The 11,347-nt window shown below is 72.6% G+C and carries 12 protein-coding genes; 6 read left to right on the top strand and 6 right to left on the bottom strand.

The window, feature by feature from the left end; genetic code table 11:
- The first annotated feature begins 84 nt into the window (after positions 1–84).
- A complete protein-coding gene (locus tag GA0070623_RS14925; RefSeq protein ID WP_067314244.1) occupies positions 85–711 on the top strand; it encodes a helix-turn-helix transcriptional regulator in 627 nt (208 codons plus the stop codon).
- A 19-nt stretch (positions 712–730) separates the two neighbouring features.
- On the top strand, positions 731–1,189 hold the full coding sequence (locus GA0070623_RS14920) for an EVE domain-containing protein (RefSeq protein WP_067314242.1): 459 nt from the start codon (positions 731–733) through the stop codon (positions 1,187–1,189).
- A 68-nt stretch (positions 1,190–1,257) separates the two neighbouring features.
- On the opposite strand, the gene GA0070623_RS14915 is transcribed toward GA0070623_RS14920, so the two are convergent.
- Entirely contained in the window at positions 1,258–1,854 is a 597-nt protein-coding gene (locus tag GA0070623_RS14915) for an ATP-dependent Clp protease proteolytic subunit (RefSeq protein WP_067314255.1), read from the bottom strand.
- A 135-nt stretch (positions 1,855–1,989) separates the two neighbouring features.
- On the bottom strand, positions 1,990–2,583 hold the full coding sequence (locus GA0070623_RS14910) for a helix-turn-helix domain-containing protein (protein ID WP_067314253.1): 594 nt from the start codon (positions 2,581–2,583) through the stop codon (positions 1,990–1,992).
- 218 nt (positions 2,584–2,801) lie between these two features.
- On the opposite strand from GA0070623_RS14910, the gene GA0070623_RS14905 reads away from it, so the two are divergent.
- On the top strand, positions 2,802–3,818 hold the full coding sequence (locus tag GA0070623_RS14905) for a potassium channel family protein (RefSeq protein WP_067314240.1): 1,017 nt from the start codon (positions 2,802–2,804) through the stop codon (positions 3,816–3,818).
- Positions 3,819–3,902: 84 nt separating this feature from the next.
- Here the strand turns inward: GA0070623_RS14905 and GA0070623_RS14900 are convergent, their stop codons facing one another.
- From GA0070623_RS14900 to GA0070623_RS14890, 3 genes are all read right to left on the bottom strand, one after another.
- On the bottom strand, positions 3,903–4,928 hold the full coding sequence (locus GA0070623_RS14900) for a 2-oxoacid:ferredoxin oxidoreductase subunit beta (RefSeq protein ID WP_089004061.1): 1,026 nt from the start codon (positions 4,926–4,928) through the stop codon (positions 3,903–3,905).
- A complete protein-coding gene (locus GA0070623_RS14895; RefSeq protein ID WP_089004060.1) occupies positions 4,921–6,768 on the bottom strand; it encodes a 2-oxoacid:acceptor oxidoreductase subunit alpha in 1,848 nt (615 codons plus the stop codon). The genes GA0070623_RS14900 and GA0070623_RS14895 overlap by 8 nt, the downstream gene beginning before the upstream one ends.
- Before the next feature lie 258 nt (positions 6,769–7,026).
- Positions 7,027–8,439 carry a hypothetical protein gene (locus tag GA0070623_RS14890; protein ID WP_067306622.1) on the bottom strand — a complete coding sequence of 471 codons (1,413 nt, stop codon included), beginning with the start codon at positions 8,437–8,439 and terminating at the stop codon, positions 7,027–7,029.
- Positions 8,440–8,584: 145 nt separating this feature from the next.
- Between GA0070623_RS14890 and ndhC the strand changes: the two genes are divergently transcribed.
- Entirely contained in the window at positions 8,585–8,962 is a 378-nt protein-coding gene (gene ndhC / locus GA0070623_RS14885) for an NADH-quinone oxidoreductase subunit A (RefSeq protein WP_067306706.1), read from the top strand.
- A 54-nt stretch (positions 8,963–9,016) separates the two neighbouring features.
- Here ndhC and folP read toward each other — a convergent pair whose 3' ends face one another.
- Positions 9,017–9,886 carry a dihydropteroate synthase gene (folP, locus tag GA0070623_RS14880; protein ID WP_067306624.1) on the bottom strand — a complete coding sequence of 290 codons (870 nt, stop codon included), beginning with the start codon at positions 9,884–9,886 and terminating at the stop codon, positions 9,017–9,019.
- A gap of 210 nt (positions 9,887–10,096) precedes the next feature.
- Between folP and GA0070623_RS14875 the strand changes: the two genes are divergently transcribed.
- Both GA0070623_RS14875 and GA0070623_RS14870 read left to right on the top strand, forming a co-directional pair.
- On the top strand, positions 10,097–10,750 hold the full coding sequence (locus tag GA0070623_RS14875; RefSeq protein WP_067306627.1) for a DivIVA domain-containing protein: 654 nt from the start codon (positions 10,097–10,099) through the stop codon (positions 10,748–10,750).
- Complete coding sequence (locus tag GA0070623_RS14870) at positions 10,747–11,268, top strand: SRPBCC family protein (RefSeq protein WP_067306630.1); 522 nt, start codon at positions 10,747–10,749, stop codon at positions 11,266–11,268. The genes GA0070623_RS14875 and GA0070623_RS14870 overlap by 4 nt, the downstream gene beginning before the upstream one ends.
- The last annotated feature ends 79 nt before the right edge of the window (positions 11,269–11,347 follow it).

Here is an 11,347-nt window from a genome sequence, read left to right as displayed (position 1 = left end):
GCCTCCGGACCACCGATCTGTCCCCCTGCTGAACGGCAGCCTGGCAGCTGACGCTCTCTTCAGCCCGGAAGCTAAGGAACCGCCATGAACGGACGTGCCCAGACCTACATCCGTACCCCAGACCCGATCTCCACGGCCGGGATCACCGCGGCGCTGCGCGGCCGGGCCGAGATCGAGGTCGTCCCCGCCCAGATGATCACCGCCGAGACCGTCGGGGTGGTCGCCGCCGACACCCTCGACCACGACACGCTCGACGTGCTCAGGGCCGTCCGCCGGTTGGGCTGCCGGCGCTTCGTGCTGGTCGCGACCGTCGAGTCGGACTCGGCGCTGATCCCCGCGGTGGAGCTCGGGGTACGCGCCCTCGCCTCCCGCGCCGAGGCCACCGGTCACCGGCTGGCCCAGCTCGTGGTCAGCACCGCCTCCGGAGGTGCGGCGATGCCCCCGGAGGTGCTCGGACTGCTGGTCAAGCAGGTGACCCGGCTGCAGCAGACGGTGCTCGCCCCGCGCGGCATCGACGTCAACGGGCTCTCGGTCCGGGAGAGCGAGATCCTGCGGCTGGTGGCCGACGGGATGGACACCCGGGAGGTGGCGACCCGGCTGAGCTACTCGGAGCGGACCGTCAAGAACGTGCTGCACGACATCACCAGCCGGTTCCAGCTGCGCAACCGGACGCACGCGGTAGCGTACGCGGTCCGGGAGGGGCTGATCTGACGGTCGAGGAGGGTCCGACGTGCCGCACGGACGCGACGACGGGCGGCGGGTGACCCGGGGTGACCTGGGCGCCTGGCTGATCAAGGGCAACGCCGACCTGGTCGACCTGACCGGCCGGTTCGCCCGGGATCCCCGGGTGACGAGCTGGTGCGTACGCCCCGGCTACCGGGCCCGGCTGATGGGGGCCGGTCAGCCCGTGGTCTTCTGGGCCAGCGGCAGCCGGGGGCGGTTGCCCTACGGCGTGTGGGGGATCGGGCGGCTCACCGGCGAGCCGGTGCCCGGCGCGGACGTCCGGGCACCCTGGACGGTGCCGCTGGACCTGACCATCCTGCCCGAGGTGGGTCGGCTGTCCCGGGACCGGCTGCGGGCCGATCCCCGGCTGGCCGGGCTGGAGGTGTTCCGCCAGCCGCAGGCGGCCAACCCGTCGTACCTGACCCGGGCGCAGTTCACCGCCCTCGTCGACCACCTGCCCGGTTAGCCCCGCGCACAGCCGCTCCGGCCCCACCACCAGGACGGCCCGGCCGGGCCGCCGCCCCGGGGCTGCGGTCAGCCGGGAAGCTGGTCGACCCGGGTGAGCACCCGGTCGATCAGGCCGTACTCCCGGGCCTGCTCGGCGGTGAACCACCGGTCCCGGTCCCAGTCGGCCTGGATCTCGTCGAGGCCGCGCCCGCTGTGCTCGGCGATCAGCTCCTGCATGGTCCGCTTCACGTGCAGCATGTTCTCCGCCTGGATGGTGATGTCGGCGGCGGTGCCCCCCATCCCCCCGGACGGCTGGTGCATCATGATCCGCGCGTGCGGCAGGGCGAACCGCTTGCCCGCGGCTCCCGCGCAGAGCAGGAACTGCCCCATCGACCCGGCGAACCCCAGGGCCAGGGTGGCCACGTCGTTGCGGACGTACCGCATGGTGTCGTAGACGGCCATGCCGGCGCTGACCGAGCCACCGGGCGAGTTGATGTAGAGGTAGATGTCCCGCTTGCTGTCCTCGGCGGCCAGCAGCAGGATCTGCGCGCAGATCTGGTTGGCCGAGGCGTCGGTGACCTCGGTGCCGAGGAAGATGATCCGTTCCCGCAGCAGCCGCTCGAAGACCTGGTCGCCGAAGGCCGGCTGACCGCCGTCCAGCATCCGCACGTCGTACCCGATCATGGTGACCACCCTCCGCGTCGCCGGCGGGCGACCTCGCTCCGCCCGGGGGCCGGCGGGTCCAGCCTGCGCCGTCGGGCGGCCGTCACCCCAGCCTTTCTGCCCCCGGCAGATCTGCCCTCGGCAGAACCGGCCGGCCTAGCCGACGGGGCTGCGCCGCCGGCCCGCACCGGCCCGTCGGCGCGCCGGCACCCCGGCGGTACGCGCGGCGCGGCGGCGGGCCGACCCGACGGCGACCATCCGGACGGGCACGGCGACCGCCGTCACCACGCATCCGGATCCGCCAACGGTCGTGACCCCGAGCCCGATCCCGGCCCTGCCGACGGTCGCCGTCGCGGCCCCGGCGACGGTGGTCCCGCCGCCCATGCCGACGGTCGCCGTCCCGGTCCCGCCGATCCTGCCGACGGTGGTCACCCCGGAGCCGGTCCGGCCCTGGCGGGCGGCGGGCAACCGGTCCAGCCGGGCGAGGCTTCCGCCCGGGGGGACGGGAACCCGGCGCTCGACCCGGCGCAGCTCGTCGCGGGCCTCTTCGAGCAGGTCGGACAGGTTGATGCCGAGCGCCCGGCAGATCGCCGCCAGCACCTCGGAGGAGGCCTCCTTGCGCCCGCGCTCGACCTCGGAGAGGTAGGGCAGGGACACCCCGGCGGCGGCGGCCACCTCGCGCAGGGTGCGGCGCTGACGCAGCCGTACCCGACGCAGCACCCCGCCGATCACCCGACGCAGCAGCGACATGCGGGCCTCCTCGTGGCCGGTGTCCGGAACCCCTCCCATCATGCCCCGTCGGCGGCCCCGGTACCGGCCCGGCAGGGCCGACCGTCGCCACCCGTTGCGACGGTCCCCGGGGTGACGGGACACTCACCGGTGGTGCGGTCGCCGGCCCGGCGGGTCGACCTGCCTGGTAACCGCTATGTTGTGCTCGTGCAGGCGACCCAGGGGGAGCAGGACCGACGGTGATCCATTTCCCGGCGCAGCGGCGGGGTCCGCTCAGCGCGTTGAGTCTCCGCCTGGCCGCCGCCCTCGGTCTGGTCCTGCTCACCGTCGCGGTGGTCTATCTGGACCGCGACGGCTACCGCGACGTGGACGAGAACGGGCTGACCCTGCTCGACTGCTTCTACTACGCGGTGGTCACCCTCTCCACCACCGGGTACGGCGACATCACCCCCTTCGAGCAGTCGGCCCGGCTGGTGAACGTCCTGTTCATCACCCCGGCCCGGGTGATCTTCCTGATCATCCTGGTCGGCACCACCCTGGAAGTCCTGACCGAGCAGTACCGGACCGGCCGCCGGCTGGGTCGGTGGAGGAGAACCGTGAAGGACCACGTCATCATCTGCGGCTACGGCACCAAGGGCCGCAGCGCGGTCTCCGCCCTGCTGGAGAACGGTCTGGACAAGTCCCGGATCGTGGTGGTGGAGCGCAGCGGCACCGCGCTGCGCCAGGCCACCTCGGCCGGGCTGGTCGCCATCGAGGGCTCCGCGACCCGCTCCTCGGTGCTGGAGGAGGCGCACGTCCGCAACGCCAAGGCCGTCATCATCGCCACCGACAGCGACGACGCCTCGGTGCTGGTGGCGCTGACCACCCGGCAGCTCACCGCCGGTCAGGTACGGATCATCGCGGCGGTCCGGGAGGCCGAGAACGCCCCGCTGCTGCGGCAGAGCGGCGCGCACCACGTGATCGTCTCCTCGGCGACCGCCGGCCGGCTGCTCGGCCTCTCCACCTCGGCCCCACCGCTGATCGACGTGGTGGAGGACCTGCTCACCCCCGGTCAGGGGATGGCGCTGGCGATGCGTTCCGCCGAGCGGCACGAGGTGGGCAAGTCTCCCCGCGAGCTGGAGTCCCTGGTCATCGCGCTGGTACGGCGGGGCAAGGTGGTCACCCTGGCGGACCGGGCCGGCGCGGTGATCGAGACCGGCGACATGCTCGTGCACGTCCGCGACGACCGTCCCACTGCCACCCCCACCCCCTCCTGACTCCTGACATCGGGTAGCCGCCGAAACGGCGAGTGGCCGACCCCCGGCGTGGGGGAACGGCCACTTCGACGTGTCGACGGGCGACTAGCTGATCGTCCAGGTGTCGCCGGTGTGGAGGAGGTTGGTGAGTTGTTGTTCGGGGGTGTGGGTGGTGGTGTTTGTGGCGGTGGTGATTTGTTGTTGGACGGTGGTGTCGTAGGTGGGGCGGGTGGTTTGTCGGAGGATGCCGATGGGGGTGTGGTGTTCGGGGAGGCGGGTGAGGGCGTAGGCGTAGGTGGGGTCGGTGATGGTGGTGTCGTGGGTGATGATGTCGTGGGGTGGGGTGGTGGTGGTGTTGCTGGTGTGGAGGCCGAGTCCGTGGGGTGGGCGGGTGAGGCAGTGTTGGTTGTCGGGGCCGAAGGTGATGGGTTTGCCGTGTTCGAGGCGGATGAGGTGGTTGTCGCGGGTGTCGGGGTTTTTGAGGGGTTCGAAGGCGCCGTCGTTGAAGATGTTGCAGTTTTGGTAGATCTCGACGAAGGCGGTGCCGTGGTGTTGGGCGGCGGCGCGGAGGACGGTTTGGAGGTGTTTGCGGTCGGAGTCGATGGTGCGGGCGATGAAGGTGGCTTCGGCTCCGAGGGCGAGGGAGAGGGGGTTGAAGGGGGCGTCGGCGCTGCCGGTGGGGGTGGATTTGGTGATTTTGCCGGTTTCGCTGGTGGGGGAGTATTGGCCTTTGGTGAGGCCGTAGATGCGGTTGTTGAAGAGCAGGATTTTGAGGTTGATGTTGCGGCGGAGGGCGTGGATGAGGTGGTTGCCGCCGATGGACAGGGCGTCGCCGTCGCCGGTGACGACCCAGATGGACAGGTCGGGGCGGGTGACGGCGAGGCCGGTGGCGATGGCGGGGGCGCGGCCGTGGATGGAGTGCATCCCGTAGGTGTTCATGTAGTAGGGGAAGCGGGATGAGCAGCCGATGCCGGAGATGAAGACGGTGTTTTCGCGGGGGATGTTGAGTTCGGGCATGAATTGTTGGACGGCGGCGAGGATGGCGTAGTCGCCGCAGCCGGGGCACCAGCGGACTTCTTGGTCGGATTTGAAGTCTTTGGTGGTGAGTTTGATCGGGGTGGGTTCAGGCATTTTTGCAGACCTCTTCCAGGATCGTCTCCAGTTCGGCGGCGGTGAAGGGTAGGCCGCGGACCTGGTTGTAGGCGATCGCGTCGATCAGGTAGCGGGCGCGGATGACCTGGGCGAGTTGGCCGAGGTTCATCTCGGGGATGACGACCCGGTCGTAGGTGGTGAGGATGTCGCCGAGGTTGGCGGGCAGGGGGTTGAGGTGACGCAGGTGGGCCTGGGCGATGGGTAGGCCGCGGTGGCGTAGGCCTCGGCAGGCGGCGCCGATGGGTCCGTAGGTGGATCCCCAGCCGAGGACGAGGACGCGGGCGGTGCCGTCGGGGTCGTCGACGTCGATGTCGGGGACGTCGATGGCGTCGATGCGGGCGGCGCGGGTGCGGACCATGAAGTCGTGGTTGGCGGGGTCGTAGGAGATGTCGCCGGTCTTGTCGGCTTTCTCCAGGCCGCCGATGCGGTGTTCGAGTCCGGGGGTGCCGGGGACGGCCCAGGGGCGGGCCAGGGTGTCGGGGTCACGCAGGTAGGGCAGGAACGTGGTGCCGTCGTCGTGGTTGGGTGTGGTGGCGAAGTCGACGCGCAGGTCGGGGAGATCGGCGACGTCGGGTAGGAGCCAGGGTTCGGAGCCGTTGGCGACGTAGTTGTCCGACAGCAGGATCACCGGGGTGCGGTAGGTCACGGCGATCCGGGCGGCTTCCAGAGCGGCGTGGAAACAGTCCGAGGGGGACTTCGCGGCGATGACCGCCAGGGGGGCTTCCCCGTGGCGGCCGTGCAGGGCGATGTTCAGGTCGGCCTGTTCGGTTTTCGTGGGCAGCCCGGTCGACGGGCCGGCGCGTTGCACGTCCACGATGACCAACGGTAGTTCCAGGGCCACGGCCAGGGAGATCGTCTCGGACTTCAACGCCACCCCGGGGCCGCTGGTCGTGGTGACCCCGAGGGCACCGCCGTAGGAGGCGCCCAGGGCGGCGCCGACCGCGGCGATCTCGTCTTCGGCCTGCATGGTGACCACACCGAGGCTCTTGTGTTTCGACAACTCGTGCAGGATGTCCGACGCCGGGGTGATCGGGTACGCGCCGAGGAACACCGGCAGCCCCGACCGGACCCCCGCCGCGACCAGGCCCAACGACAGCGCGGCGTTACCGGTGATGTTGCGGTACGTCCCCGGCCGCATCGCCGCGGGTTTCACCTCGTAACGCACCGCGAACGAGTCGGTGGTCTCCCCGTAGTTCCAGCCCGCCCGAAACGCCGCGATGTTCGCCGCGACGAGATCCGGACGCTTGACGAACTTCCGCTCCAGGAACCGCAACGTCGACTCGTACGGCCGGGAGTACATCCACGACAACAACCCGAGCGCGAACATGTTCTTCGCCCGTTCCGCGTCTTTCTTCCCCACGTTCAACTCTGCCAGGGCACCCACCGTCATCGACGTCAACGCCACCGGATGCACCACGAACCCCGCCAGGGAGTCATCCTCCAGAGGACTGACCGCATACCCGACCTTGGTCAGGTTCCGCTTCGTGAACTCATCGGTGTTCACGATGATGTCCGCACCCCGACGCAGATCCGCCAGGTTCGCCTTCAACGCCGCCGGGTTCATCGCGACCAACACGTTCGGCGCGTCACCCGGCGTCAAAATGTCGTAATCAGCGAAATGAACCTGGAAACTCGACACCCCCGGCAACGTCCCCGCAGGCGCCCGGATCTCCGCCGGGAAATTCGGCAACGTCGAAATATCATTACCCAACTGCGCCGTCTCCGAGGTGAACCTGTCCCCCGTCAACTGCATCCCATCACCCGAGTCACCCGCAAAACGGATCACCACCCGGTCCAACTGACGGATCTGCTTGGTCACGTCTGCACCTCGCTTCGCTCGGCCCCGCCGCGCGCGCGGCTGCACATGATGGTGACCCCGTCTTGCCAGGCCACGTGACCTCCCTGGTGCGCCGCTGCGCCCGGTCCGCCCGTGGGCTGGCCCGGCCCGCTGTCGTCTCTCGCTGCGAGCCTACGTCCCGGGCTTAGGGCAACCTTGGTGGAGGTCCGACACCTGGGAAGCTGGCCGGCGACATTTGGGGAATTATACGGCGTTTTGAGATGCCGGTCGTAACTGAGATCACCGCCCGCTCGGGCCGTCGCCGGCCCCCTCGTCCGCCGCCCGTTCGGCCATCCGTCGTCGCAGCGAACCGGTGGCCAGCACGAGGGCCAGCGCCACCAGCAGGACGGAGGCCACGATCAGTGCCAGCGCGGTGCGCCGGCCGGGGGACGTGCCGCCGAGGTCGGCGGCCACGCCCTGGGCCGCGATCAGCCCCTGTGAGCCGGTCGGCGCAGGGGTGCCCACCACCGGGGTGGCCAGCGCGGCGGCGGCGGTGATCCGGAAGCTCATCCGGAGCTGACGGGCCGGCCCGCTCGCCGGCTCCAGCCGCCCGGTCAACGCGCCGGCCAGCGGGGCCGCGCGCTGGGCGTCCGGGGTGGCGGCGACGGTGAACCGGAGCGTCGCCGTCCGCCCCGCCGCCAGCACGCCCAGGTCGCACCGGGTGCGGGTGGGTGACCCCGGCGTGCAGCCGGCCGGTGCGCTCAGCACGCTGACACCCGCCGGCAGTGCCACCTCGATCTGCCCGTCAGCGGCCACGCTGCCGGTGTTGCCCAGGTGGGCGGCGAGCGCGGTGGGCCCGCCACCGATGTCGAAGACCACCTCGTCGGCGTCCAGCAGGATGCCGGGCACCGGCGGACCGGGCGGGAGGAGGACCGCGAAGCCCTCGTCGTCCTGAGCGGTGTCACCCTCGCCCGGCCCGGTCGCGGTGACCCGCACCGTGCCGGCCAGCGGGAGCTGTCGCCAGGCGGTGCCGCTGACCCGTACCCGGATCAGGCTGTCGAACCGGTCGCCCGGCGCGGTGCTCCACTCGCCGCAGTGCCAGCTGTCGTCGCCGGTCGCCGCGCAACCCGGCGTGCCGGCGTCGGTGAGCCCGACCGGCAGCGTGTACGCCAGCCGCAACCGCTCCGGCACGGCACCGGTGTTGGTGACGGTGACCCGCAGGGTGGTGACCGTGCTCGGGGCGTCCCAGTACCGGGCGTCGAGGGTGACGTCCCCGGTGGTGACCCGGACCCCGACCCGGCCGGCGTCCGGCTGGTGGGGGTTCGGCCCGCGGGGTGGCGCGGATCTGCTGGGCGGCGGCTTCGGGCGCGGTGTGGTGGCCGTGGGGGCCGGTGCGGTGGTGCCCGGTGCCGTGCCGGTCGGCTCCGGCGCGGTGCCGGTCGGCTCCGGGCCGGGCGGCAGCGTCGGCGGCACGGCGGTGGGGGCCGGTGCGGTCGCCGTCGGCTCGCCCGGGGGCGCGGTACCCTCCGGCGGCCCGCCGCCGGAGGTGGACGGGCCGGTGGCCGCCCGCTGCGGGCCGGTGGCGGCCGTGGCCAGGCCCGGCGACATCCCGAGCGCGACCACCAGCCCGGCCGTCAGCACCGCCCCGAGGACCAGGGCGGGGGTACGCCGGGCGGGGAACCGCCGAACGGCACGCGTGTCCCTGCCGGGCATCTGACCTCCGTGACTCGGGGTGCCGTTCATTATTCGGTAACAGTTGCCGGGTGGCACCAGTCCCTGCGGAAAAGAAACCGCCCGCCGTCTCCGGGTGGCCGGCACGGCGTCCGGACCGGCCCGCCGCCCGGTAGGCTGGCCCACCGTGACCGGTTACCTGGGCTCGTACGCGACGCTCGGGCTGTTGCTGCTCGCCGCCGCCCTCTTCTTCGTTACGGCGTTCTCCGCCAACCGGGTGTTACGTCCCCGCCGGCCCGCCGAACCGGCCGGCAAGCGCGCCGGTTACGAATGCGGCCTCGACCCGGTCGGCGGCGACTGGGCACAGATGCAGATCCGCTACTACGTGTACGCGTACCTGTACGTGCTGTTCGCCGTCGAGGCGGTCTTCCTCTTCCCCTGGGCGCTGGTCTTCGACCGGCCCGGTTTCGGCGCGGTGACGGTCGTCGAGATGGGCGTCTTCGTGGCCGTGGTCGCGCTCGGCATCCTCTACGCCTGGCGCAAGCGCATCCTGCACTGGACCTGACCACCCCCACCGTCACCTGAGCACCCCGCCGTCGGGCCACCGCCCGTGCGGCGGTCAGGCCAGGCCGCGGCGGGTGGCGGCGGGGGGCCGGTCGCCCCGGATCGAGGCCACCATGTCGAGCACCCGGCGGGTCGGGAGCACCTGGTGGGCACGGAACACCCGGGCACCGAGCCAGGCCGACACCGCCGTCGCCGCCAGGGTGCCCTCCAGCCGTTCCGGCACCGGCAGGTCCAGCGTCTCGCCGATGAAGTCCTTGTTCGACAACGCCACCAGCAGCGGCCAGCCGGTGCCGGACAACTCGTCCAACCGGCGGGTGATCTCCAACGAGTGCCGGGTGTTCTTGCCGAAGTCGTGCGCGGGGTCGATCAGGATGCCGTCGGGCCGTACCCCCAGGGCCACCGCGCGCTCGGCGAGCCCGGTGACCGTGGTGACCACGTCGGCGACCACGTCGGGGAAGGCCGCCCGGTGCGGCCGGGTCCGGGGTGCGAGGCCACCGGCGTGCGAGCAGACCAGCCCGGCGCCGGTCTCGGCGGCCACCCGGGCGAGCGCCGGATCCGCCCCCGACCAGGTGTCGTTGAGCAGGTCCGCACCGGCCGCCACCGCCTCGACCGCCACCTCGGCCCGCCAGGTGTCGATCGAGATGACCACCCCGGGGAAGGCGGCCCGGACGGCGGCGATGGTGTCCACCGTCCGGCGGATCTCCTCGGCCACGTCGACCTCGTCGCCCGGCCCGGCCTTCACCCCGCCGATGTCGATGATCTCCGCGCCCTCGGCGACCGCCCGCTCCACCGCCCGCAACGCGCTGTCCTGCGCGAAGGTGGCGCCCCGGTCGAAGAACGAGTCGGGCGTCCGGTTGACGATCGCCATCACCACCGGCTCGCCCGGGGCGAACGTCCGCCCCCCGAGCCGCAGCGCCCCGGCCAATTCCGCCTCCCGCAGGTCACCGGCCGGACCACCCGGCCGGTGCCGACGCTATCCGGTCGTCGACCACGCCCCGGGGCCGGTACGGCACGGGAACCCGCCCCGCGGCACGGCGGCCCGCCCCCGGGGCCGGTACGGGTACGGCGCAAAGATCGGCGACGATGATGGTGGTTGGGGTCGCTCCGGAGGGTCTCCCCGTGCCACGATCTCCTCATGGGTCAGACTCTGCTCATTGTGGTCGTCGCGTTGACCGTGGCGGCGGTCGTGTTCGGCGTGACGGTGCTGATCTCGGGCCGGGACGGGCTGACGCCCGTCGAGCCCGACGGCCGGGCCGTCCCGTTGCCCGGTGGCCGGCCGTTGCGTGAGTCGGACGTCGGCGCGCTCCGCTTCGACACCGCCCTGCGCGGCTACCGGATGGCCCAGGTCGACCAGGCCTTCCGGCGGGCCGCCTACGACATCGGCTACAAGACCGAGCTGATCGGGGTGTTGGAGGCCGAGATCGCCGCGCTGCGCGAGGGGCGTACCGCCGAGGCCGACGCGCTGCGTCGTACCCGGGAGGAGTCCATCGGCGCCCCGGCCGACGACGCCCCGGCGACGCCCGTCGCCGACGGCACCGCGCCGGAGGCCCCGACCGTCGAGGTCGAGCCGGTGGAGCCCGCCGGTACGCCGGCCGCGTCGCCGGAGCCGGTGGCCCCGACCGTCCGCCCGGCGGCGGGCGGGACGACCGCGAAACTGCCCGCCCCCGCCCCGGGCGACGACCACCCCGACGCCACCCCCGCCGAAGCGGGCCGGGCCGGGACGGACCGGACGGCCGACAGCGTCGAGGACCGCCCCGGCGGTACGGCCGTCCGGTCGGAGCCGGTGTGACCGGAACCGACCCGGCCGGCGGCGGGTTGGCCGACGAGGCCGCCCAGCCCGGTGCCGGTGAGTTCACCGCCACCGTGATCGTCGACGCCCCCGCCACGCGGGTCTTCGCCGCGCTGACCGACTGGGAGGGGCAGTCCGACTGGATTCCGCTGACCCGGGTCCGGGTGGTCGAGGGCGACGGCGGGGAGGGCAGCGTCATCGAGGCGGTCACCGCGCTCGGCCCGGCGGTGCTGCGCGACGAGATGCGGGTGGTCCGGGTCGACGCGCCGTACGAGGTGGGCGTGGTCCACTTCGGCAAGCTGCTGCGCGGCCCCGGCGTGCTGCGCTGCACCCCGCTCGCGGACGACCGCACCCAGGTGGTCTGGCACGAGTGGTTCCATCTTCCCGGCGGGTCGGCCGGGCGGGTCGCCTGGCCGCTGCTCTGGCCGGGTTCCAAGGCCAGCCTGACGCTGGCCCTCAGGCGCTTCGCCCGGCTGGTCGAGTCCGGCCGGCTGCCCCGCCCGACCCCCCGCCGCTGACCGACCGACCGCCGGCCCGACCGGCTGCGGACCGCCGACCAGCCGCCGCCCCGACCGGCCGCGCGCGGAGCCGGTGCCG

The organism is Micromonospora rifamycinica, assembly GCF_900090265.1.
GTDB classification, from domain to species: domain Bacteria; phylum Actinomycetota; class Actinomycetes; order Mycobacteriales; family Micromonosporaceae; genus Micromonospora; species Micromonospora rifamycinica.
This window is presented reverse-complemented; position numbering and strand designations above follow the sequence as displayed.